Source organism: Candidatus Avelusimicrobium sp. (genome assembly GCF_056976295.1).
The window spans coordinates 55,783-80,356 of sequence record NZ_DBMCTG010000002.1 but is presented as its reverse complement, the minus strand read 5'-3'; the positions used below and the strand labels follow the sequence as shown (position 1 = coordinate 80,356).

Annotated in this window: 22 protein-coding genes and 1 tRNA gene; 18 read left to right on the top strand and 5 right to left on the bottom strand. The window is 46.7% G+C overall.

Annotated features, from left to right (window positions below):
* The first annotated feature begins 86 nt into the window (after positions 1-86).
* Positions 87-1,361: a 3-deoxy-D-manno-octulosonic acid transferase gene (locus ACZOTW_RS01445; RefSeq protein WP_428050414.1), complete on the top strand. Its 1,275-nt coding sequence runs from the start codon at positions 87-89 to the stop codon at positions 1,359-1,361.
* On the top strand, positions 1,348-2,907 hold the full coding sequence (gene waaF / locus ACZOTW_RS01440; protein ID WP_483997292.1) for a lipopolysaccharide heptosyltransferase II: 1,560 nt from the start codon (positions 1,348-1,350) through the stop codon (positions 2,905-2,907). Before ACZOTW_RS01445 ends, waaF begins: the two co-directional genes overlap by 14 nt.
* A gap of 53 nt (positions 2,908-2,960) precedes the next feature.
* Here waaF and ACZOTW_RS01435 read toward each other — a convergent pair whose 3' ends face one another.
* Complete coding sequence (locus ACZOTW_RS01435) at positions 2,961-3,422, bottom strand: transcriptional coactivator p15/PC4 family protein (RefSeq protein ID WP_483997291.1); 462 nt, start codon at positions 3,420-3,422, stop codon at positions 2,961-2,963.
* A 142-nt stretch (positions 3,423-3,564) separates the two neighbouring features.
* Between ACZOTW_RS01435 and ACZOTW_RS01430 the strand changes: the two genes are divergently transcribed.
* From ACZOTW_RS01430 to ACZOTW_RS01395, 8 genes are all read left to right on the top strand, one after another.
* Positions 3,565-5,880 carry a serine/threonine protein kinase gene (locus ACZOTW_RS01430; protein WP_483997290.1) on the top strand — a complete coding sequence of 772 codons (2,316 nt, stop codon included), beginning with the start codon at positions 3,565-3,567 and terminating at the stop codon, positions 5,878-5,880.
* The gene (locus tag ACZOTW_RS01425; protein ID WP_483997289.1) at positions 5,877-6,701 is read left to right on the top strand and encodes a PP2C family protein-serine/threonine phosphatase; all 825 of its coding nucleotides are present in this window, start codon (positions 5,877-5,879) and stop codon (positions 6,699-6,701) included. Before ACZOTW_RS01430 ends, ACZOTW_RS01425 begins: the two co-directional genes overlap by 4 nt.
* 162 nt (positions 6,702-6,863) lie before the next feature.
* On the top strand, positions 6,864-7,157 hold the full coding sequence (locus ACZOTW_RS01420) for a co-chaperone GroES (RefSeq protein ID WP_177746865.1): 294 nt from the start codon (positions 6,864-6,866) through the stop codon (positions 7,155-7,157).
* A gap of 18 nt (positions 7,158-7,175) precedes the next feature.
* A complete protein-coding gene (gene groL, locus ACZOTW_RS01415; protein WP_177746862.1) occupies positions 7,176-8,810 on the top strand; it encodes a chaperonin GroEL in 1,635 nt (544 codons plus the stop codon).
* A 187-nt stretch (positions 8,811-8,997) separates the two neighbouring features.
* Positions 8,998-9,711 (top strand): hypothetical protein, encoded by a 714-nt coding sequence (locus ACZOTW_RS01410; protein WP_428040855.1) that lies wholly within the window; start codon positions 8,998-9,000, stop codon positions 9,709-9,711.
* A 163-nt stretch (positions 9,712-9,874) separates the two neighbouring features.
* Positions 9,875-10,753, top strand: coding sequence for a hypothetical protein (locus tag ACZOTW_RS01405; RefSeq protein ID WP_483997288.1), 879 nt, complete (start codon positions 9,875-9,877; stop codon positions 10,751-10,753).
* A gap of 118 nt (positions 10,754-10,871) precedes the next feature.
* A complete protein-coding gene (locus ACZOTW_RS01400) occupies positions 10,872-11,597 on the top strand; it encodes a Bax inhibitor-1/YccA family protein (RefSeq protein ID WP_428055932.1) in 726 nt (241 codons plus the stop codon).
* A 94-nt stretch (positions 11,598-11,691) separates the two neighbouring features.
* On the top strand, positions 11,692-12,891 hold the full coding sequence (locus tag ACZOTW_RS01395) for a phosphoglycerate kinase (RefSeq protein WP_428040853.1): 1,200 nt from the start codon (positions 11,692-11,694) through the stop codon (positions 12,889-12,891).
* A gap of 402 nt (positions 12,892-13,293) precedes the next feature.
* Here the strand turns inward: ACZOTW_RS01395 and ACZOTW_RS01390 are convergent.
* Both ACZOTW_RS01390 and secG read right to left on the bottom strand, forming a co-directional pair.
* Positions 13,294-13,375 (bottom strand) — tRNA-Leu (locus ACZOTW_RS01390).
* A 114-nt stretch (positions 13,376-13,489) separates the two neighbouring features.
* Positions 13,490-13,786 carry a preprotein translocase subunit SecG gene (secG, locus tag ACZOTW_RS01385; protein ID WP_428037813.1) on the bottom strand — a complete coding sequence of 99 codons (297 nt, stop codon included), beginning with the start codon at positions 13,784-13,786 and terminating at the stop codon, positions 13,490-13,492.
* Positions 13,787-13,916: 130 nt separating this feature from the next.
* Between secG and ACZOTW_RS01380 the strand changes: the two genes are divergently transcribed.
* Complete coding sequence (locus ACZOTW_RS01380; RefSeq protein ID WP_428038361.1) at positions 13,917-14,393, top strand: pilin; 477 nt, start codon at positions 13,917-13,919, stop codon at positions 14,391-14,393.
* Between the two features lie 59 nt (positions 14,394-14,452).
* On the opposite strand, the gene ACZOTW_RS01375 is transcribed toward ACZOTW_RS01380, so the two are convergent.
* Positions 14,453-15,019, bottom strand: a complete 567-nt coding sequence (locus ACZOTW_RS01375; protein ID WP_483997287.1) for a type IV pilin protein — start codon at positions 15,017-15,019, stop codon at positions 14,453-14,455.
* Positions 15,020-15,176: 157 nt separating this feature from the next.
* On the opposite strand from ACZOTW_RS01375, the gene ACZOTW_RS01370 reads away from it, so the two are divergent.
* From ACZOTW_RS01370 to ACZOTW_RS01345, 6 genes are all read left to right on the top strand, one after another.
* A complete protein-coding gene (locus ACZOTW_RS01370) occupies positions 15,177-16,055 on the top strand; it encodes a DMT family transporter (protein WP_483997286.1) in 879 nt (292 codons plus the stop codon).
* 27 nt (positions 16,056-16,082) lie between these two features.
* Positions 16,083-16,973 carry a DMT family transporter gene (locus ACZOTW_RS01365; protein WP_483997285.1) on the top strand — a complete coding sequence of 297 codons (891 nt, stop codon included), beginning with the start codon at positions 16,083-16,085 and terminating at the stop codon, positions 16,971-16,973.
* Entirely contained in the window at positions 16,970-17,821 is an 852-nt protein-coding gene (locus tag ACZOTW_RS01360) for an HAD family hydrolase (protein WP_483997284.1), read from the top strand. The genes ACZOTW_RS01365 and ACZOTW_RS01360 overlap by 4 nt, the downstream gene beginning before the upstream one ends.
* Before the next feature lie 9 nt (positions 17,822-17,830).
* Positions 17,831-18,400 carry a cyclodeaminase/cyclohydrolase family protein gene (locus ACZOTW_RS01355; RefSeq protein ID WP_177746845.1) on the top strand — a complete coding sequence of 190 codons (570 nt, stop codon included), beginning with the start codon at positions 17,831-17,833 and terminating at the stop codon, positions 18,398-18,400.
* 11 nt (positions 18,401-18,411) lie between these two features.
* Positions 18,412-19,968 (top strand): hypothetical protein, encoded by a 1,557-nt coding sequence (locus tag ACZOTW_RS01350; protein WP_483997283.1) that lies wholly within the window; start codon positions 18,412-18,414, stop codon positions 19,966-19,968.
* Between the two features lie 90 nt (positions 19,969-20,058).
* Entirely contained in the window at positions 20,059-22,638 is a 2,580-nt protein-coding gene (locus ACZOTW_RS01345; RefSeq protein ID WP_483997282.1) for a hypothetical protein, read from the top strand.
* Positions 22,639-22,792: 154 nt separating this feature from the next.
* Here ACZOTW_RS01345 and pepT read toward each other — a convergent pair whose 3' ends face one another.
* On the bottom strand, positions 22,793-24,028 hold the full coding sequence (pepT, locus tag ACZOTW_RS01340) for a peptidase T (protein ID WP_483997281.1): 1,236 nt from the start codon (positions 24,026-24,028) through the stop codon (positions 22,793-22,795).
* A gap of 64 nt (positions 24,029-24,092) precedes the next feature.
* Here pepT and ACZOTW_RS01335 point away from each other — a divergent pair, with 64 nt between their 5' ends.
* On the top strand, positions 24,093-24,566 hold the full coding sequence (locus tag ACZOTW_RS01335; protein ID WP_428040845.1) for an LEA type 2 family protein: 474 nt from the start codon (positions 24,093-24,095) through the stop codon (positions 24,564-24,566).
* Positions 24,567-24,574 lie beyond the last annotated feature (8 nt).

Here is a 24,574-nt window from a genome sequence, read left to right as displayed (position 1 = left end):
ACTTCTTTACCGGCCCCGGCGCACACCGGGGCTTTTTTATGCCCCAGTAGCCGACGGCCAGACAAATATCATATAATAAGATATATATGGGAAAACTCCTCTTATTTTTGACTAACCTCATTTTTCCTTTGGCCGCATTGGGTGTGGCACTGGGCTTTTTGTGCTCACCGCGGCGCGGCCTTTTAAAACACTTATACCAAGAATTAAAAGAACGCTTTGGCCTTGAAAAAGAGGGGGAAATACCCCAAGGGGCTTTATGGCTCCATTGTGCAAGTGTGGGGGAAGTAATGTCTATGAAAGAGGTTATCTCCCGCCTAAAAAAGTTTTATAAAAAAGAGGTTATCGTAACCACCACCACCGAAGCGGGAAAAGAAACGGCCTTAAAAAACCCCGACATTACCCAAGCCTTTTTGGCCCCGCTGGATTTTTATCCGTCCTGTAAGCGCTTTATCCGCTTGGCAAAACCGCACCGTCTGTTTGTGGTAGAGCGGGAAATTTGGCCCAATATGCTGGCGGCCGCCCACCAAGCGGGTGTGCCTGCGGCTATTATTAACGGGCGCATTTCTGCCAAATCAGCACGCGCGTATTCTTTTATCAAACCGCTTTTTAAAGAAATTTTTTCCACGCTTTCATTTGCCGCCTTACAAACGCAAGAGGCCGCTTGTCATTACGAGAAATTGGGTATGGAAAAAAATAAAATTTTTGTTTGTGGCAACGTAAAATACGACACCTTAAATGATAATCCTGCAAAAGTGGGCGAAGTTGAAAAAATGCTGACTTCGCTCGGTTGGAACGGACGTAAAATTTTGGTATTAGGCAGCACACACCCGGCAGAAGAAACAATGCTCTTCCGCGCGGCGCCGGATATTATTAAAACAGGGGCCAAAATTATTTTTGCACCGCGCCACTTGGAACGTAAACCGGAAATAGAAACCGCTCTGCGCCAAAGCGGCCTGCATTACGGATTTATCAGCACTGGGAAATTTGATAAAAACACCGATATTCTTTGCGCTGATGTAATGGGTCTGCTGCAATCTCTCTATGCCTGCGCTTCGCTTACTTTTGTGGGCGGCTCGGTCGTGCCGAGGGGCGCGCATAACCTGTTAGAACCGGCGATTTTATCTAAAACCGTTTTGTTCGGCCGCTATTTTTACAATGCCCCCTTAACCGCCCAGTCTTTATTGGAAAGCGGCGGGGGAGTGTTGGTAAACGAGACCAATTTTAAAGAAACGGTGCTGCGGTTGCTGGCTGACCCGGCACAACTGGAAAATATGTCCGAAAAAGCGCGGAAAACGGCGCTTAGTTTTAAAGGAGCAACCAACCGTATAATGGAAGTGGTAAATAATTATGAACGAAAATAACCCGAATATTTTAGTTGTGCGTCTTTCTTCGCTGGGGGATATTGTTTTGTCCTCTCCGGTATATAAGAATATCAAGGCCCAATGGCCCAACGCGCGCATTACACTAATGGTAAAGCCGCAGTTTGCACAAGTGCTCGCCGGACACCCGGATATTGACGAAATTATGGTCGCCAAAAAGGGGTTATGGGCCAATATCCGCCAAATCCGCGCGGGGCATTTTACGCACTATTTGGACCTTCACGCTACCTTAAAAAGTATTTTAATGGGCTTTTTCAGCCGTATTCCGCACCGCGTCCGCTATGACAAGAACTCCGTAGCGCGCCGTATGTTTGTAAAATTCCACAAAACTTCCCCGGTACTTGAAAAACACACCTTGGAAAAATATTTGGAAGCACTTAAACCGTGGGGCATTGAAATCAAATATAAAGAACCTAAACTGGGCGATTGGGCGTATGAAGATGCCAATTTGGCCGGTAAAAAGGTAAATAAAATCGGTATTTTCCAAACCTCGTTCATTGGTGACAGCGTACTGACGACTCCGCTTATCCAAAAGACGGCTAAACTCTTTCCCGAGGCTAAAATCGTGGTGATTACCCGCCCGCAGACGGAAGATATTTTTAGACCAATGAAAGAGGTTTCCGAGATTATTTTAAACGATAAACGCGGCTGGAATAAAATCGTCGGTGTATGGAAAACGGCTAAGGCTATTAAAGCCTCCGGCATTGATATCTTGCTCGTGCCGCACCGCAGTTTTAGAAGCGCGCTCATCGCTTGGCTTTCCCGTGTGCCCGTGCGCATTGGATTTACGTCCAGCGAGGGTTGGTTTTTATACACTAAAACGGTACCGTTCTCTTGGATGATTCACGATGCGGAGCGCAACCTGTCGCTCTTGCAAGGCATTGTAAAGGAAAAATTCAAGGCCGAAAAACTCAATATGCGCTATGCGCCGTCTGCCGAGGAAAATGTCGCCCGCCTGATGAAAGATTTTAATTTAGAAGGCAAAACGCTTGTCGGTATCCACGCAGGGAGTGCCTGGCCGACAAAATGCTGGCCGATGGAATATTTTGTGCAACTTATCAGCCGCCTGCAAACAGAACTGGGTGTACAGGCCGTACTCGTAGGAGGGGGGAATAAAGATGCAGACCTCGGCGAAAAAATCTGCCAACTTTCCAAAGGGCACGCCGCCAACTTATGCGGCAAAACCAGTTTGGCTGATTTAATGGCTTTAATGAAGCACTTTAAACTCTTTATTACCAATGACTCCGGCCCGATGCACATTGCCACCGCCTTTGACGTGCCGACCTTGGCAATCTTTGGGCCGACCACACGCGAACTGGGCTTCTTCCCATATGGGGAAGGACACCGCGTAGTAGAGGTAAAAGATTTGCCGTGCCGCCCGTGTGCGTTGCACGGGGGGAAAAAATGTCCTTTGGGTCATTTTAAATGTATGCGGGATATTTTGCCGGACCGCGTATTTGAAAACGCCAAGGAAATGCTGGCGGAACATCACAATATTCCTGTTCCACACAAAGAATTACACAAATAGGCCTGTGAAAAAACCCCGCTTAAAAAGCGGGGTTTTTCTTGCACGGGAAAAAGTTAAAAATCATCCTCGGGTTTTTCGTCCAAGGCCTCACGGGTGGCCGCAAACAATTTTTTAATCTCCGGCAGTTTTTCCAGCGGCAGCCAAATGCCCTTTTTGGTAAAACCTACATCCTCCTGCCATTGGCGCAAATCCAGCCCGCGGCGCCCCTTAAAGGTGCCGACAGAAGCCACAATGCAAATGCCCGGGCGTTTGGCAAACTTCCCAATCGTGCTGTCTTTTACCGCTTTAATATCATCAGGCAACGCCTCTATCAGAGGGTCCAAGGCGCGCAGGATTTCCGGCGTCATAGTTACGCCGTCGCGAGTGGCCCCGCTGAAAGAATCTGTCAGCAGATACCGCCGCACAGACACATAGCGATACCCCCGGTAGGCATCAATACTAAAACGGACCTCCTCGTTATTTTCCAGCGGCAACGTGCCAATATCCCTAAGTAAAGTAAAACTGCTTTCGCTCATAAAATGCTCCCTGTAAAAAGCCTGTAACTATTCCCGTAAAATATGATAAGATTACTTATAACTATATTCTATTGCTTGGTTATCATAAAATCAAGCAGTTTTTGTATCATCATTTAAAGATTTTTGGGTTGTAAAGGAACTTATGAATAATACTCCCTCGTTGGTTGGACAAGAAATTTCCGGTTGCGAAATTTTAAACAAAGTCGCCGAAGGCGGTATGGGTGCCGTTTATAAAGCACGCCACAAAGCCTTAAATCGCATTGTTTGCGTAAAAATTTTAAGCCCGGCCTTGGCTAATGATAAAAAGGCGGTGGAACTCTTTTTAACCGAGGCGCGCGCTATTGCGGAACTGGACCACCCAAACATTGTAAACGTATATAACGTAGGCAAGGAAAAAGGGTATTACTTTATTGTGATGTCTTATATTGAAGGTCAAACCCTTTCTATGATGCTAAAACGCAATAAGGTACTGCCTATCGGGATTATCTTGGATTTATTTGAAGGCGTCTTGCAAGGCTTATCCGCCGCACACGAAAAGGGAATTATTCACCGGGATATCAAGCCTTCCAACATTTTAATTAACCCGCAAATGCAGCCCAAGGTGGTGGACTTCGGTATCGCCAAAAAGGTGGATAAAAGCAAAGGCTCCACTAAAACAACCGAACTGGCCGGAACAGCGTATTTTATCGCGCCCGAACAGGCCTTAGGCAAAGATTTAGATACCCGTGCAGACCTCTATTCCATTGGGGCCAGTATGTATTATGTGTTGACGGGGCAATTTCCGTACAATGGGAAAAACACCATTGACATCATCCAAAAACACATCAACGACCCGGTTCCCAATCCTGCCAAAATCCGCAAGGATATGCCGGGCTGGCTGGCGCTTGCGGTGCAAAAACTGATGAGCAAAAACCCGGACGACCGCTTTCAAACTGCCAAAGAAACCTATTTGTATTTCCAAAAAATGCGTGCCGAAGACCAACTGCGTGTAAAGATGGGCAACTCCGGCCGCGCGATTGATTTAGGCGAAGAAGGCCCGTTAAAAATAGCCAAAGAGGAACTGCCTACTACGCAAAGCATTACCAAGGCCCGCGCACAGGAAGTCGCCGCACGGCCCAAAACAACCTCTTCGGCCCGCCTGCCGTCGCTTATGCCCAGTATAAACGCCGCGGCGGATATTCCGAATACTCCTAAGGTTCCCCAAAGAGAACCCGCCCCGCAAATGTTGGCGGCACAGGACGTAAAACCCGTCAATGTATTTGTGCCTGCCAAACAGGTGCGCAAGCCACGTGCCGCAGACCAAGGGTTAGATATAAAAGGAACCGCAACGGATGTGGTTAAATTTATCCTCTTTGTGCCGCTCTTTATGGCATTTGCGGCGGGGATTATTTACGTCTTTTATTCTTTGGGTAAAATCTGCTCCGTACATACGGACTTAACAGCAGGATTTTTATCCAACCTGATACACCCCTTCTTTACCGCCCAGTACGAGCCCAACCAAGCCATGATGACGGGGGTAGCGGTCATTACCCTACTGCTCATCTTTGCCTCGTCTGCGTTAAAGGCTTTTTCGCGCTCTACCACGCTGTTAATAGCGTTGGCGGCAGTGTCGTATATGACGGGCTTATTCACGCCCGAAGCGGCCTTTATGGACTTATCCCAAGTCGGGCAATATCTCTTTACGCCGGAATATTACCTGTGCTACTTGGTACTGGCGGCCGCGTGGGGGCTTTCGCTCTGCTGGCGCATCAACCGAACCATAGGCCAAGGCGTTCTGGGTACGGCCCTGCTCATTTTTTCTATGAGCACCGCATTTTTGGCGGCGCATTTGTCTATTCCGCCAGCCAGCCAAAATATTACTGTACAGGTTATTTTTTATGCGGCTCTATTCTGTGGTTTCTTATCGGCCTATTACCTCCTTGCCAGGCGGGAAAACAGCATTATCTTTCCGTTTGTGCTAATGGTGCTCGGCATTGGCGGAATGTGGGTATATGCGGTGTCCGGTCTGACGGTAACAACCAATAATACCTTAACCGCGTTAACCGATCATATCAAGGTGGCGGGAAATGGCAACACCGAATCCAATGCCCGTATGGAAAAACTGGTAGGTATTAAAACGCAACGCCAGACCTTTGCCGAACTTGATCACACTAACGAACTTTCCGGAAAGAACGCAGAGGAAACCTATACGTTCCTGGAAACCCGTATTAATCGCGTTGTACCCGGCGTGTTTGACGAGCAATCAATGCCGCTGTTTATCCATTTCTTGCAGCAATATTACCACGGCGGAGAAAACAAAATGGACCTGTCTGTATGGGATTATGCCATCAGTTTGCCGCTCTACAACTTCAACCGTAACGCGCAAGATAACAACGCTTACGGCTTCCTGATTTTGCTGTTATATATATTCGCTACGCTTTCGTGTGTGGGAACCCTTTTATTTAAGGAGGAGTTATGAGCAGTTTTGACATAGAATTTGCTGCCGTAACCGACATTGGTAAAATTCGTGAAAAAAACGAAGACAATGTACTCATCTCTTCCGACTTGGGGCTTGGTGTTGTAGCCGACGGTATGGGGGGGCACAGCGCGGGTGAAATTGCCAGCAACATTGCCGTTTCTGTACTGGCGGAAACTATCCGCAAGATAAATACGAACCAACTCAAAATTCCAGAGAACTTTCTTCCTAAATTAGACCTGACCGAACGCAAACTGTTAATGGCCGCCAATTTGGCTAATGCCGCTATTTATTCTACGGCGCAATCTTCCGATATTTACCGTATGATGGGCACCACCTTAACAGGCATACTCTTTGACGGAGATTTTGCCACCGCTGTACACGTGGGCGATTCACGCCTTTACTTGTTCAGAGATAAAAAGATTGTCCAAATCACCACGGACCACTCTTTGGCAATGGAACACGTCCGCCGCGGTCTTTTAACCCGTGCAGAAGCCGACCACTCTAAAATCCAAAATGTGCTCACCCGCGCTATGGGCATTAAAAAGAACATTGAATTTGACCTGTTAAAATTCCCTGTTAAAATCGGTGATATGCTTTTGCTCTGTTCGGACGGTCTGTATAAGGGGCTTTCCGAAAACGATATGGGCGATATTCTGCGCAAGGGTAACCAGTTACCAATTGTTAAATTATGCAAGCAATTAGTACGGGTATCCAACGATAAAGACGGGCAGGATAATATTTCTGCGGTACTTATCAAAATTCTTCCGGCTCACAAACCGACCTTTAAACAAAGGCTCAAAACTTTCTTTTCCAGAAAGTAATTTCCGCCTGAAAAAGCCTTATTTTAGCAACCCCTTTATTAGCACTCTAATAAGGGGGTTGACAATTTTAAACAGAAATGCTAAATTAGCATTAAGCCAAAGTGAGTGCTAACAACCTCACGGGCGTTATATTTACAATATCTTCATAAGGAGTGAGTGAAAATGGCAGAAGTAAAAATTAAACCGTTGGGCGACCGTGTTATCGTAAAGCCCATTGAAAGAGAAACGATGAAAGGGGGAATCATCATTCCTGACACCGCCAAGGAAAAACCGATGGAAGGCGAAGTTTTGGCCGTCGGCGCCGGTAAATTAAATGAAAAAGGCGAACGCGCGCCGATGGATGTTAAAAAAGGCGACCGCGTGCTGTATGGCAAATATTCCGGCACCGAAGTCAAACTGGAAGATGAAACGTATTTAATCATCCACCAAGACGAAATCTTGGGTATTTTAGGGTAATAGGGGGAAATAAATAGTATGGCTAAACAAATTATGTATGGCGACGACGCCCGCGCCAAAATGAAATCGGGTATTGAAAAAGTTGCAAACGCTGTAAAAGTTACGCTCGGCCCCAAGGGCAGAAGCGTTGTATTGGAAAAGAAATTCGGCTCTCCTCTTATTATTGATGACGGTGTAACCATCGCCAAAGATATTGAATTGGAAGATAAATTTGAAAATATGGGCGCGCAGTTAATCCGCGAAGTTGCCTCTAAAACCAACGACGTCGCCGGCGACGGTACCACTACCGCCACCGTACTCGCCAACGCGATGCTGACCGAAGGGATTAAAAACATTACCGCCGGGGCCAACCCGACCCTCGTCAAAAAGGGTATTGAAATGGCCGTAGAAGCCACCAAAGCGGAACTGTCCAAAATGCACAAACCCGTAAAGACCAAAGAAGAAAAAGCCCAAATCGCTACCATTTCTTCCAACGACCGCGAAATCGGTAATATGATTGCCGAAGCGATTGAAAAAGTCGGCGCGGAAGGCGTAATTACCGTAGAAGAAGGCAAAACCGCCACCACCCAACTGGATATTGTGGAAGGTATGCAGTTTGACCGCGGCTACATTTCTCCTTACTTTGTAACCGATTCCGAACGTATGGAATGCGTATTGGAAAACCCGTATATCATTATTACGGATAAAAAGATTTCCTCTATGAACGAACTTTTGCCGGTTTTGGAAAAAATCGTACAAAGCGGCAAACAGTTCCTCATCATTGCCGAAGATGTGGACGGCGAAGCGTTGGCCACCTTGGTAGTGAACAAACTCCGCGGCACCTTGAAAGGCTGCGCGGTCAAAGCCCCCGGCTTTGGCGACAGACGCAAAGAAATGCTGGAAGATATCGCCATTTTGACGGGCGGCGAAGTATTGAGCGAAGAACGCGGCATTAAGTTGGACAAAGCCGAACTCGCTATGCTCGGCCAATGCGCCCGCGTAGTAGTGGATAAAGAAAACACCACTATCGTCAGCGGTAAAGGCAGCAAAGAAGCCATCGCGGCACGCGCCGAACAAATCCGCAAACAGATTGAAAACTCCAAGAGCGAATACGACAAAGAAAAACTCCAAGAACGCTTGGCTAAACTTTCCGGCGGTGTAGCCGTTATCAGCGTAGGGGCTGCAACGGAAACCGAATTGAAAGCCAAAAAAGCCAAAGTGGAAGATGCCAAAAACGCGACCAAAGCCGGCGTGGAAGAAGGCCTTGTGCCCGGCGGCGGTGTGGCGTTGGCCCGCAGCCAAAGCGCTTTGGAATCTTTGAAAGCCGACAATGACGATATCCGCACGGGTATCAATATTGTAAAAAAAGCCTTGACGGCTCCCTTGAAACAAATTGCCGCCAACGCAGGTTTAGACGGTGCCGTAGTGGTGGATAAGGTGCTTAGTATGAAAGGCGCCGCTGACGGCTACGATGCCGAAAACAACACATACTGCGACCTCTTGAAAGCGGGCGTAGTGGACCCGGCAAAAGTGGTCCGCACCGCGCTTGAAAATGCGGCCTCTATCACCGGCACGGTACTTTTGACCGAAGCCCTGGTGGCGGATGCTCCCGAAAAAGAAGGCGCTCACGCCCCCGCGATGCCCGGTATGGGCGGAATGGGCGGTATGATGTAATTTAACAGCCTGTACACTGACCGGGGTACTTTAAGTGCCCCGGTTTTTTTATGTTAGCGGGCGAAAATGAGAGCGGGTTACGCTGTTTTTTAGGTCCTTTGGCCCTGGAGAAAGTAGGTCTTTTGGGAACTAGAAAAAATTTAAATAGTTGTATAAAATATATATAAAGAATCATTTAGGAGGATGTATGAAGAAACTTTTAGCAGTTGCTTTAATGCTCGGCGTATTAACCGCGGTGGTTTCGGCACAACCGTATAAACCTGCCGTAAATTCCACTTTTCCCCAATGGGTTCAACGCAATCAAAAGATTTTGTCGTATTTGGATTGGAAAAAAGCAACCGACAAACAAGCCGCCCGCAATCAGGCCGCCGCTAAAAAGGCTTACAACTCTATCCCGGCCAAAGCCAGAGCGCAGGCTAAAATTTCTTGGACTAACTATTATCAAAATCTTCGCACCAATAATACGGAAGTTTGGACCGAAAGTTATACTTGCAGCGTAATTTTAATGGATTACAATGAAAAAAACGGCTTGGGTACGGTCAATGTGGCGTTTAAAAACGACTGCTTTAAAGATATGCAAAAAAACGCCTTGCAAGACTGGTTTACCTTCCGCATTAACTTATATAAATTTGATGCGCCCAACCAAGAAGAAAGTTTTGAATATGAATACAACAACAATGGCGACGGTGCCGTAAGCAAAAATTTAAAGGCGTTCAAACACATTAAAATCGCCAATACCGATTATTACCAGTTTGCTATGCCGGTGCGCACTCCTGCCTTAAAAAACGGCTTCAAAGCACTCTTCCCAACGCACAAAAGTTTTATCACCGCGGAGAAAGCCGCACTGGCATTAAAATTACTGCCGAAACACTCCGCCATCTCAACGTATGAACAAAGATAACATCCTTATCTTTGGTATAGAAAAAATAATTTAAAAATATCCCTGGCTGATGCCGGGGATATTTTTTGGGTCCTATATGCGTCTAGGCCCTTTGACCCTGGAAATTTGATACTAAAAATCATATGATTAATAAAGAAGGATATTTTCAACACGAGGAAAACCTATGAAAAAATTATTAGTTTTACTGTTGGCTTTTTGCGGTTGTGCGGCTGTTTTAAATGCACAAACCCCAAATGTCTCCCAAAAACTTAACACCGCACTGAAAAAGAAATTAGCGGCATCTTCTTCTACCAATGCCCACGAAAAGGGTGTTATTATGATTAAAATGACGGTAGAAGCGCGCTTTACCGACGTGTACGCAAACAATGATCCCATTGTTAAAGAATGTCCAGCCGTCCGCATTGCCCCCAATACACTGTTGGCTTCCCGTGCGTGCATTGATTTAAGCGGAAAAGGCGAACACATTAAATATATGGGTGCGGGCGAAGCCCCCGAAGTTACCATCCAAAACGTACAACGCTGGATTTCTAATGTACGCGTGGCAGGGGTAACAATCCACCCCAAAGATTTCCGCCAAAATGACAAATTACTGCTTATTGCCATTGACGGCACCAACGCCAAGTTAAAAGCCGCCGTTGAAAAATTGCCGATTTCTGACCTGTTTGTTGCGAAAAATGCAAAAAGATTGCAAGATACGTTTCCGGAAATGATTCTTAACCGCGACGATATGGTTTTCAGCAGCCGTGAGTGCGCAGAAGTGGACATTGTAAATGTCTGCACGGGCACGCAATGCTTTCAAGTCTGCTGGAAAGTTATTGACGGTGATACCGGGGATCCGGTCTTTGGCAGAAACCCCGACAAAAGCAATTTGGACTTTTTGTTAGGTTTTAACGCAACGAACTCCAAAAAAGACAAACGCAAATCCGGACGTTGGTATCATTTCTTGACACAAGGTTCATTGAATTTCTTAAAAACTAGTTTGCCCTCTACGGAATGGAATTACGTTGCTTCTCACGTTAAAGACGAAAGAATCTACAAATAAAATTGTTTTTAATCAAAAACTTTAAACACCCGCTAATTGAGCGGGTGTTTTTCATTTATATTACCCATTTTTGCCCGATATTTTATAGAATAAAAGTAACTTAAAAAAGGGGGAAAATATGGCTAATAATCCTATGTTTAACGAAGCCGCTTTTGAACGCGCGCAAGAATCTGCCCGTGCCGTGCAGCCAATGACGCTGCAAGGCACTATTAACAAAACCTTCTGCCTGCTGTTTTTATGTGTGGTGGGAGCAATGTTTACTTGGACAAACCCGCAAATTTCCGGTTTGGCAATGGGCCTATCCGCTATCGGCGCGTTTGCACTTGCGATGGTAACATCCTTTAAACCGTCCATATCGGCCTTTACCGCGCCAATTTACGCATTGTTGGAGGGTGTCTTGCTGGGAGCAATTTCCGCCCAATACAATGCCCAATTTAAAGGCATTGTGTTTAATGCCGTGGCGATTACATTTCTCGTGTTTTTTGCGATGCTTTTTATCTACCGCACAAAAATTATTAAAGTATCGCGCGGGCTGATGATTGGCATTTTTTCGGCTACGCTTGCTATTTGTGTGTTATATATCGGTTCGTTTATTTTATCGCTTTTTGGCGTAAGCACGGCTTATTTAACGTCTAACTCGCCGTTATCTATCGGCATTAGTGTAGTGGTGTGCATTGTGGCGGCCTTAAACTTTTTGTTGGACTTTAATTTTATTGACGAAATGACCTCCCGCTTTGCCGCGCCTAAATATATGGAGTGGTACGCCGCGTTTAGTTTAATGGTTACGCTCGTTTGGCTGTATATTGAAATTTTACAGTTACTGGCCAAATCGCAAAAACGCTAATCGTGCCGGAACCGTCCAAATTTTGTAAAATTAAAGAGTAAAGAAACCCCGCTGTCAGGGCGGGGGGGAATTATTAAAGGAGCCAAAAGAAACTATGAATTTTGACAGCATCAAAAAAATTCAGGATATGGACCTGAAAAATAAAAAAGTATTGGTGCGCGTGGATTACAACGTACCTTTGAAAGACGGTAAAGTAGATAACAACAAACGTATCGTCGCTACCGAAAAAACCATTAAATATTTGCTTGAAAACAACTGCCGCATCGTGTTAATTGCCCACTTGGGCCGCCCGAAAGGCAAGGTAGTACCGGAATTTAGTTTGGCTCCCGTGGCCGCCGAAGTGGAAAAATTGTTCGGTGTACCGGTGCATTTCGCCAAAGATTGCGTAGGCCCGGAAGCCGATAAAGTCGTAGCCGAAACCAAAAACGGCGAAATCGCCCTTTTGGAAAACCTCCGCTACCACCCCGAAGAAGAAAAGAACGATGCCGAATTTGCCAAACAGTTGGCTAAACACGGTGAAATCTTTGTACAGGAAGCCTTTGGTACGGTTCACCGCGCCCACGCTTCCACCAGCGCCATTGCGGACTATTTGCCCGGCTGCGCGGGTTTCCTCGTGCAGAAAGAAGTGGAATTTTTAGGTAAAGCCCTTGAAAACCCTGCCCGCCCGTTTGCGGCGGTGGTCGGCGGTGCCAAAGTATCCGATAAAATTATGTTGCTCAACAATTTGATGGACAAAGTAAACGTCCTTGTTATCGGCGGCGGTATGGCTTATACTTTCCTCAAAGTGCAAGGGCACGAAATCGGCAAATCTTTGTTTGATGCCGAAAAAGAAAACGAAGCCAAAGCCGTTTTGGCCAAAGCCCAAGAAAAAGGCGTTAAAATCTTGCTGCCCGTGGACCATGTTTGCGGTAAAGAATTTGCCGAAACCACCGAACCCGTATCCGTGGAAGATATCAATATTCCGGCTGATTTAATGGGCTTGGATATTGGGCCGAAAACGATTGCCTTGTTCCGCGAAGAACTGCTCAAATGCAAAACGATTTTCTGGAACGGCCCGATGGGCGTTTTTGAATTCCCGAATTTCGCCAAAGGCAGTTTTGCCGTGGCCCAGGCGATGATTGATGCCACCAAAGCCGGTGCGACCACCATTATCGGCGGCGGCGACAGTGTCAACGTCCTCAAAAAAGGCAAATTTAACCAAAAAGAACTTTCCCACGTTTCCACCGGCGGCGGTGCCAGTATGGAATTTGTGGAAGGTAAGGAACTGCCCGGATTGGTGGCGTTAGCCAAATAATCCGGCAAGACTTTGCCAACTGAAAAAACTATCTACACAAACCGGGCCTGTTATTTAGGCCCGGTCTATTTTTGCCAAAAAAGAACTACCCGGATTGGTGGCGTTAGCCAAATAAGCCGGCAAGACTTTTTGCCAACTATAAAAAATCTACACAAAAGAGGGACTGTTGTTTAAGCCAGGTTTTAGCAAAAAATTATAAGGAACGCGGACACAAGTCGCCGCGTTAATACCTCTGCCACTCGCAATTCCGCATCGCCATACCCGCCTTTCGGCCTTTCAGCCTAAACTGTATAAGGCTCCTGTGCTTTCTCGTCCCTACGCGCACCAAGCAGTTGGTGCGCGCTCTTGCTCAATATTTCAATAAAAAACCCAGACATTAAGTCTGGGTTTTTTATTGAAATATGCGCAGAGAGGGACTCGAACCCTCAAGCCTTGCGGCATGCGCCCCTCAAACGCACGCGTATACCAATTCCGCCACCTGCGCGAAAATCTTACTAATGAGGGTTTTAAAGAACATCTTTGCGACTACATATATATTTTACTAAAAAAATATGCACCGCGCAACTAAAATCACCGCCAAAAAAAGGCGACAACCTAATTATTTGCCGGGTACCGCCGGGGCTGTAGCCGCCGGAACTTTTACCGAGTCCAATACCGAGACGGACGATTTTTTGTTGGAAGCAATCGTCAGCACGACGGAGGTACACATCAAAATAAGGGCCAAAATAGCAGTAAATTTGTTAATAGCATTAAAGGCAGTAGGGCTGGCAAATAAGTTATCCGCCCCCGACGCGCCAAAAATACCCGCGGCGGAACCTTTGCCACTCTGCAAGAGGACGAGTAAAATCAAAAGAATACAAACAATAAAGTGCAAAATCAAGGTTAAGGTGTACATTTGTAAATCTCCTATAAAAAATAACACTTTTATTATACAATTTTTTTTTATTTTTAGCAGAAGTTCTTGGAGTTGTAAAAATAGAATATTTCTATTAGAATATAAATAGCCATATTTAAAGGAGGACCTTATGAACAAAGGGTTTACATTAATTGAACTGTTGGTTGTCGTTTTAATTATCGGTATTTTGGCATCGGTTGCGTTGCCGCAATACCAAAAAGCGGTAATGAAAGCGCGCTTGATGAAATGGATTCCTGTGGTGCGCAACATTGCCGATAATGTGGCGGTGTGCAAACTGGCAACGGGCAATAAACTGTGCACATTGGATGAAATGGGTATTGAAATAAAGGATAAAAACGGTAATATCATTACCACAGGTGGAGATAATACAATGTTAGATGAGTTCTTTTATTTCAAGCGCGAAGGCGATGCCTGGTATGCGGTAGGCACTTATCCCTATGCGGGGGAGTATATGATTCAGTTACTGGCAAGAGCAAACGGGGAGTTTAGAGTTCGCGCCAATTCCAACCACCCTAAGGGATATAAACTAGTTAGAAGTATGTGGAGCGATTGTCAGCAAGATGGCGGTTGGGTATATTGCCACTAATATTTAAGTTGTTTTAGACACCCCGGGATATTCAATATCCCGGGGTTTTTAGCATATTCTTACGGCAGTTCATACATACGGTAACCCCAATTTGCCGCCACATAACGCCCCTGCATAACGTGCTCGCAAAAATCGCCCGGTTTGGCCGTATAATTGCTGCCCGTCCATTCCCAGCAATACATTTTGTCCGCACTCACCCCATTTGCCACCGTATTCGGGTGCACATAAGTAAACCCGCCGCATTTATAGGGCCCTTTTAAAAACATAGAAGAAGATAAAAAGTGTCTGCTGCCCCAATTATTATTTACAATCAGTTCATAAGTATCATTTCCGCGGCTGTCCTGTGTGGCTAAACCGCATTGCGAACCCCGCCCGTGATTGGGTAAGTTAATGTCCAAATCCACTTCGTCAAACTGATGCGGATAATCGTTAGCGGCCAAATAAAAGGCTTCTTGCGCCGTCGCCAATGTGCGTGTACTCGTCCGCAGTTCCGCCGCCCGGCTCTTCCAAACCGCCTTTTCGTATTGCGGTACAGCCACCGCCGCCAAAATACTGATAATTAAAACCACCACTAATAACTCAATAAGCGTAAAGCCGCCTAATCGGCCCGTAAACAAGTTTTTCACACGACACCTCATTTTTGATAAATTTTACTACAACTTAAAATTTATCAAAAAAAAAAACAATAACAACTCTTTTAAAACCCGGCAGCCAACAAAACCAAAATTCAATATCTAAAATGGTATAATATAGTATCTTAGTTTACGTCGGAGTCTTACAAAAATGAAACCTTTACTGGCCGCCTGGGTCTGCTGGGCCATTGTGGGCCTTTCTCCCGTAGCGGGAAAATTTGCCGTAGGGGTAATCAGCCCCGCCTTGCTCGTGTTTTTAGGCACGCTTATCGGTGTACTTTATTTCACCCCGTGGATTACAAAAAACCACAAATGGGGGGAACTCTTAGCCAAAGAAACTTTATGGAAATTCCTGTTTATCGGCACCTTTGGCACTGCCCTGCCGTTTACCATTTCGCTTATCGCCCTCCACTACACTACGCCGGGCAACGCGGCTATTTTACAGCAGAGCGAACTCTTTTATTCCCTTTTATTTGCCTGTATTTTTCTGCGCGAATTTCCCAGCCGCCAGCAACTGGCCGGAAGCGCATTAATTGTACTGGGTGTGCTGATTATCCTTATGAAAGAGCAATACACCCCGCGCTGGACGGGCGATTTGCTTATTGTCGGCAGTACCTGGATGTTGCAGGCCGGCTCCACCTTAGCCAAAAAACTTCCTAAAACGTTGGACCACCGCGTAATTGGTATGGCGCGCAATCTGTTTGCCCTGCCTGCGCTTGTGGTCATTTTGGCAGTTATGTGGATGATGAAGGAATCCTTTGTATTAAAACCCAATGTGCAAATGTTTTCCGTTTTAGCCTATACGGGTATTTTAAAATACGGCCTTGCGATGGTGGTATGGTACAAGGCTATCCGCGCACTTGATTTAAGCAAAGTAACCGCAATTTATCTTTCTTACCCCGTACTGGCACTGCTGATTTCCGCCTTGGTCGGGTTTGAAAATATTACCCTCCACCAAGTACTCGGCCTTACCGTAACGTGTGCGGGGGCATATTGGGTCAGCCTTACTGTTAAAAAAGAGGGCCATTAACCCTATAAATTAGGTAAAATATAATATATGTTTAAGGTATCCCCGGTAGCCGCCATTTGGTTGGCTTGGCTTTTTGTTGCATCTAATGTCGTGGTAACCAAATTTGCCACGCCCTATGCGGCTTCGGCCTTGTATATGCTGGTCAGTTGTGTGGCGGCAACGGTACTTTTTATGCCGTACCTGCTCAAAACAGGCGGGCATAAGGTATTATTTAAAAAGGGTGTTTGGCAACAATGTTTGCTAATGGCTACGTTCGGCACAGCCTTGCCAATGACGATTTTTATGTTGGCCCTTAATTACACCACGCCGACAAATGCCGCCGTTTTAAACCAGTTTGAAATGGTCTATTCCCTCATTATGGCGTACTTTTTACTGGGGGAAAAACCGACCGGCAAGCAGTTTTTCGGCTCTGCGCTCATCATTTTCGGTGTCGGCATTTTGCTGTGGCATACCGGGATGTCAGTCCAATTAAAGGGCGATTTGCTGATTTTGGGCAGTTTGTGGATGTTCCAATTAAGCCATATTTTCGCCAAAAAATTGCCCGCAGATATGCCGCCTGCGTTAATTGCGGCGGCGCGCGCTATTTTTGCTATTCCGGCGCTCGCGCTGCTGACGGGTGTGCTATGGGCCATACAGGGGCCGCAGTTGTTTGTTACGTCCTCGGGTATTTTGTGGGGAACATTGGCATTTAGCGCAGTGTGCAATTATTTTATCGGCAATACGTTTTGGTACACGGCTATCCGTAATATGCACTTGGGCAAGGCAACGGCAATTATTTTGTCTTACCCGGTGTTGACGTTTGTTTTGTCCGTTCTGCTTAAACAGGACACAATTACGATTTACAAAGTGCTGGGTATGGTACTTGCTATGACGGGTGCCTATATCGTTACCGGCATTATCAAAGGAGAAAAGAAATGAAAAAACTCGTTTTATTTGACTTGGACGGCACGCTCGTAAACGCGGGCGGCGCGGGACGCACCTCTTTGCGCAAAGCCATTAAGGAACTCTACGGAGTGGAGCCGGAGTTTGACCACAGTTTAATTTCGGGCCGGACGGATTTAGATAATTTCTCCATTGTCTATTCCCTTATCAAAAAAGGCAAAAAACCTACTGCCGCCGAAATGAAAAAAATGAAAGCCAAATATTTGGAAATTTTGCCTACCGAAGTACACGCCGTCGTCCGTTGCAAAAAATACGATTTAGTACCCGGGGTTGAAAAATTTTTAAAGATGCTCGCCAAGGATAAAGATGTTATCTTGGGGTTGGGAACCGGCAACCTGGAAGAAGGTGCCAAAATTAAATTGGAACCCAGCAAATTAGCCTCTTATTTTACCGTGGGCGGATACGGCGAAGACGGAAAAACCCGCGAAGAAATGCTCCAAGCGGCCGTTAAACGCGCTGAAAAGAAATTCAAAACTAAATTGGAACCCGACCAAGTGTACGTCATCGGCGATACGCACCGCGATATTTGCGCCGCAAAAAACTGCGGTTTCCATAGTGCGGTACTGACCAACGGATTTGGAGATGCGCAAAAAATCCAACGCGCCGCCGCCGAATTGGAAACCAAAGATTTTAACGACCTTACCACGTTCTGCGTGTGGCTCGGTTTAAAAACCGACCCGAAGGGAGTAAAACGCGGCAGTTACATTATGCCCGCCAGCGCGATTGAACACGTTTTTTTCAGCCGCACAGGCATTGACGAAGACCGCCTGAAAATGCTGCGCATTAAAAAATATTCCGACCTTGAATCCGGAACCATTATGTAAGGGCGACCTATGGAATGGTACACCGCCGCTGACAGATTTACAGAAGCATTAGCCTCCCCGGACCCGACCCCGGGTGGGGGGGCTGCCGCCGCTATGGCGGGCGCGATGGGTTGTGCGCTTGCGATAATGGCGGTAGGCACTACGCTTAAACGCAAAGCCACGCCCGAAGATATCCGCCCGAAACTTACCCAAAGTTTAAAACGCTTGGCCGCCTTTAAAACGGAACTGAAATCTTATGTTCAAAAAGACGGAGAAGCATACGCCGCCTATTTAACCGCTAAAAAACTGCCCAAAGAAGCACCCGAAAGAGAGCAAGCCGTACAAGATGCCCTCTTGTTTGCGGCGCGCGTTCCGGCCTCGGCGGCGAGTGCGGCCTTGCATTGTTTAAAAGAAGTGGAAACCATTAAAGGCAATATTGCCGAAATTATTTTGTCGGACATTGCCTGTGCGCGCCATTTATTGCAAGCCTGCATTAAATGCTCGGTAGAGAGCATACAGGCCAACCTGGCATTTATCAAAAATGAAGACCGGGTAAACGAATTAAATAAGCAGATAACCACCTTGTTGAAAGCCTGCTGAAAGGATACGTTATGAGCGAAAAAGCCAACAAAAGAAGCGGTATGCTGGGTACTATTTACAATATGCTACCCGGTATTGATGACGACTATGCCGCCAAACTCGTCTATACGCTGGAAAACAAAAAATCACTGCCCCGCTTGCAGCAGGATATTGCCGATATTGCCGCCCAGTTAAGTTCCGATTCGCCAATGACGGATACGACAATTGCCAAAATTTTGTTGGATGAAATCACTATTCCGGCGGCCTTACGCCAACTGCGTATTTACAACAACGCAACTTCTATGACCGAACTTTGCGCCGCGTTGGAAACACCCGCCAAAGATACGGCTAAACTGTTGGAAGTGTATTCCTCTTTTTCCTCACGTAAGTATTTTGACGAGGAATTTGCCGCCGCCTTGAAAGATGTGCAAGACTCCGATTTAAAAGACGAGGAAAAAGCCCAGCACGCCGTAAATAAACTCTTGGAACAGGCCAACGCGGTTTTGCAAAATTCGCCCAAAATCATCCGCCAGAATAAAAAAGATATTTTTAAAACGGCAGACAAATACCATTTAACCGTTAAATTAACAGCGGAGTTGCAACTCCTATACACGCAGCCGGCCAGCATCTTGTTCAAAACAGAATTTGACCGCCTGCACAAACAGTTGCTCGCCCTCAATCCGGACGCTCCGCTCTGCGCTTCTCTGGCGGCCCACGCAATGCTTTGCAAAATTACACCCAAAGATGCGCAAGATGTCGCCGAGTTATCCAAACGGTTAAACGGACAATTATTAGAAGAAGATTTGCTGATTATCGCCTGCCGCTATTTAAAGGTAAAATCCCCGCGCGATATTGCGGCCACATTTGAGGCCGTACTTAAAAAATTGCCGCACGTTTCCAGCCCCGAAGAAAATCTGGGACTTGCCGTGCGCGTACTTTTGGACGGTACCGCCGACAGTTTTGACAAGGCCTGCCGCCAAGCCTCTTTGGTGCGGGAAAAGGAAATTTTGCGCCAAAATTTGGCCAAAAAAGATTTATACAGCGGCTACGAATACGACCTGGCAGACCGCTTCGCCGGGAAAAAAACCTTCGTCCAGTTGGAACGCGAAATGGCTGATTTGCTAAAAGCCTTGCCCCATTGTTCCGACGAAAAAGACAACAAGGAACTTGCCTGCAAAGTGCTTTTGGGCACTATGAGCCAAGAAGAAGCCGCCAAGCAGGCACAGTACCTGCGCGATATCAAAGCCAAAACCATCACGCAAGGTCTTGCACCGGAACTGATGAAAAGTTACCTCGGCACAAAACCCGCCGAAGAATTGCTCCAATTTTTTGACAAGTCGCTCGCGCCGTTTACTTTTTGGAAGTCTGACCGGGAAAAACATATGTTTGCCCTGCGTACCTTGGTGGGGGAATTAAACGGCACTTACAACCGCCGTATTTCGCAATTTATATTGGAAATGTTGGAAAACGGCTCGTCGGTGGAACTCTTAACGGATATGTTAAGTAACATCCAACAGCGCAAAACTAGCCGTGCGGAATTAGAGGAACTGTTGGAAAGTTACAAACAGGCACGCGCCGCGTCAAAATAAAAAGATAAAAAAATACTGTTAAATTGTGCGATAATTTGCTATGCTTTTATCGTACCGTGTTATATTTATTTTATATAGGGTGAATACACAATGAGATATTGGGTCTATATCAATGATAAAGTAGAAGGTCCTTACGACGAGAATAAACTGGTAACGCTTAACGGCTTTACCCCTGATACGCTGATTTGCGCAGAAAATGCCGCTTCCGGCGGAAGCCAAGAGTGGGTAAAGGCTTCCAGCGTGTTTGAATTTGACGCCGTTACCGAGCCACAGCCGGCTCAAACGCCTGCGGCTACCGAAACGGCTCCAACCGCCACGGCTACTGCCACCGCCGCACCTGCGGACGGACAAATTGCCATCTTACTGGAAAAGTTGGAACAATTAACCACCCAAATTACAGGGTTGCAATCCAAACTGGATAATGTACAATCCAAATTGGACGAAGCGATCGCCACGCAAAACGCCCGCAATTTTGAAACCAGCGACCACCCGGCCTATATTCCGCCGCAAGACGACGGGCGCGCAAACACCATCACCCTTACGCGCAAACCGATTGAAGAAGAACATTTAGAATCGGATTCCATTGAAAACACGGAAAACTTAGTTTCCCAAGCGGAAAATATTGTCGCGGCGGCCAACAAAGAGGAAAAACCGCTTGATATGTTGGGCCCCGTGGACTTGGGCGAAACCAAGCACGACACCCCGACCGAAGTATCCTTGGGTTCAAAAGCCGAAGAAGCCGTGGTGCTCCGCTCCGCCTTGGATTCCTTATACGGTCAAAAACCGGTTCAGACCCAGGAAGAAAAAGAAAGCACTTTCCAAGATTTGCTGACTCCGCAGCAAGCCAAAATGTTAGCTGACCAAGCCGATGCTCACAAAAAAGTCCAAGAGGAAACCACCAAAGAAGTTTCCGGCCTTACCGCTGGGACCGTAGAAACAGCCCCCAAAGCGGACGAAGCCGCCAAAGAGGCGTTCCTGTCTGAAATCGGCGCCGCCCCCAAAGAAGACGTTTTAGACCAGGTTATTAAAGAAAAAGAAGAAGAAAAGAAAGAAAACACCTTTAAAATGGCCGCTGCGGCTGCTGCTGGTGCGGTAGCCGGCTTGGCCGCCGCCGAAGGGCTTAAACAAAAAGAGGAACAGCCCGCCCAAGGCTTTGAAACGGTAGAACAAGCCGCCGCGGAACCTTTGCCGGAAAATAAAACATTAGATTTTACCAACGAAGAGCCCGCGCTCTCTATCGCGGCAGATAAAGAAGAACCTGCCAAGGAAGAGCCTGTGCTTCCGGCCAACCAGTTGCCAGCGGATATGCCTGCTGATACTCCGGCGCAACAACCGCAAGAACAGCCCGCCACGGCCCCTGCGTTTAACGGCGATTTGCCTTCCTTAAATGAAGCGGGAGTAAAACCTGCTACACAAACGGAAGATACCGACGAAAAAGAAGAAACGATGCAGGAACTTGTGCCCGGTGCCAAGGCCGAAAAACCCGAAGGTGTACTGATTACCGACGACGATTTGAACGAAGCCTTTGCCGAGAGAGATAACCAACCCGAGCAATCGGTAGAACAGATGTTTGGCTTGGATAACCAACAAGCCCAAACAGAAACCCCTGCGGCACAAGAAGAACCGGTCCAAGATAATTCCGCGTCGCAGGAAGTACCGCAATTTAGCGACCAGACAGCGGATAAGCCTCTCCCGGTGGGCAACCCCAATGATTTGACCGAAATTGAACTTAAAGAAGGTTCTACCTATTTGATTTCGGACTTTGTTCCTCCGGCCCAGGCTTCTAACGAACTGCCTAAGGAACTGACGAATTTAAACCCCAAAAAACAGGAACAAGATACCAGTGAAGGCAAAACCGAATTGCAGGAAATGGTGGCCCCGCTCAAACAGACCGAAAAAGAAGCCGAACCTGCCGCCGACGCGCCGAAAGACGTTACAGTTTCCCAAGTGATTTTGGAAAACACCATTAAAACCAAACGCGGTGCGAAACTGGACATCAAAACGGTGCCGATGGTACCGGAACCGGCCCAAACGGAACGATTGCATTTTGAAGGATTAGATGACGACATCAACACCCAGCACGACATAAAAAATGCTGATGTAAAGTCTTCCGGCAATATGACAAAGGCCGTCGTGGGTATCCTGGTTACTCTGTTGTTGGCTGCGCTTATTTATGTAATGCTCGCGTTTATGAACTTAATCCCGGCGCAGTTTAACCTGTTGGCTGATAAACACCAGCCGGAACAAACGGTAACGCAAAGCGCCGAAATGGACGAAATGTTGGGCAATCAGCCCCAACAACCCGCCCCTGTAACGGCTGCCCAACCTGCCCCGAATCCGCTTGATACGGTATTAAACGAGGTAAAAAACTACCGCTTGATGAACGGCTATACGTTACAACAGTTTATTGAAGCCAAGCACCCGGCTGCCAAAAACTTAATTACCTGGGATATTTCCACGGCCGTGGACCCGGACAATTATTCCATTTTGGTAAAAGTTCCGCCGGAGAATCCGCAGAGTTTCAAAATCTCTTACCGCTTTAATTACAATGCGGTAAGCCAAGCATTGGACCCGACAATTTCCGACGCTAAAAACCTGTTAGATTCCGCCAACCAAGGTACTATGCCCGCCCAACAACAGGCGACCCAGCCGTACCAAGGCACAAAATAAGTAACATTTAAAAGAAAAGTACCCCTGCTGTTAAGGCGGGGGTATTTTTTATGTACTTTTTATAGTTTTCGGCAGACTAAAAAGGGGGATTTTCTCCATCCAAAAAAACCCCGGGAAAATATCCCCGGGGCTGTACAATCAAAAGCACTACAAGTTATCTGGCCGCATCCTTAATCACGCTTTCTAATATGTGAAAGGCTTTTTCCGCCCAATTCATACTCACCCACTCATACGGACCGTGCGGATTTTCGTAACCCGCAAAAATATTAGGCGTAGGCAAGCCGCGCAAGGAAAGTTGGGAGCCGTCAGTCCCGCCGCGCGCCTGCGTCAAGCGGTAGGGAACCTGATTTTCCTTTAAGGCTTTTTCCAACAACTCCATAGATTGCGGATTTTTCTTTAAAATTTCACGCATATTGCGGTATTGTTCTTTAAATTCAATCTCAATTTTGGCCGCGGGATATTTTTTTCTTTTTTCTTCCACAAGAGCGCACAAGTCTTTTTTAAACTGCTCAAATTTAGCCAAATCGTGTTCGCGGACGATACCTTGCACGCAAGCGGTATCCAAGGCCCCGGTAATGTCTTTAAACAGCACAAATCCGTCCTCACCGTCCGTGGTTTCGGGCAATTTATCTTCCGGCCAGGAAGAAATAATATCCGCCGCAATGCGCACCGGGTTTGCCATAAAGCCCTTGGCGGAACCGGGGTGGCAGGACTTACCTGTAATGTTAATGGTTACGGTATCGGCATTAAAATTGCCGCAGTCAATGTCGCCCAAGGTCGCCCCGTCAATGGTATAGGCAAAGTCGGCCGCAAATTTCTTTACATCAAAATACGCAATGCCCGTACCGGTTTCTTCATCAATGGTAAAGGCGGCCTTTACCGGGCCGTGCTTAATTTCGGGATGTTGCAACAGATATTCACCCAAGGACATAATGACAGCAATTCCCATTTTATCATCTCCGCCAAGCAAAGAATTGCCATCTGCGGTAATGATAGTATCACCCTTGCAAAGTTTCAAATTAGGGGCTGTTTCGGGCGATAAAAACATCTTTTTATCTGCATTGATGGTCAGTGTACCGCCGTCATAATTTTCGTGGATAACGGGGCGGATGTTGGCGCCGTTATAATCGCACACCGTATCCATATGGGCAAAAAGGCCAATCGTGGGGGCCTTTTTATCGGTATTAGCCGGGATAAGCCCGGTTACAAAGCCGTATTCGTCCACCTCTACCTCGGAAAACCCGATTTTACGCATTTCGTCAGCCAATTTATGGGCAAAGGAAATCTGGCTAGATGTGGTTGGGGTTACGTTGCTAGTGGGGTCGCTAGTGGTCTCCACTGCAATATAACGGGCAAAGCGGTTATAAATAGTTTGTTGCAAAGGATTCATAAAATTCTCCATAAAAGGGTTAATTTATTATACAATTTATTATCTTGTAATTTGGGAGGATTAAGTGAAGAAACTCTTTTTATTTATTTTTTGCGCGGGTATGCTCGCCGCGTGCGCCTCGGTAAAGGAAGCGCAAAATGTAGCCAACTGCCAGTTCGCCTTAAAAAGTGTGGAACTGACGGATTACAATTTAACTTCGTTCGGCTTTGATGTGGTGGTAGCCATTACCAACCCCAATAAAACCGAAGCCGCCACGGTGAAACGCTTTGAAGGCGTATTAACTGCCAACGACGATAAAATGGCCGATGTTACGCTAAAAGACGTGCGTATTGAACCGCGCGCCACCAAGAACGCCAAGGCCAAAATCACAGTGCCGATGTCAGCCTTTAACAGCAAGTTACTGGGGCTTATCAGCATGGGCAGCGGTACGCTGGACTATCATTTAACGGGCACGATGTATTTTGACGGCCCGCTGGGAACGGAAATTCCGGTGCCTGTGGATATCGGCCGTTACGGCAGTTACAATATTACGGACTAGGATAATAA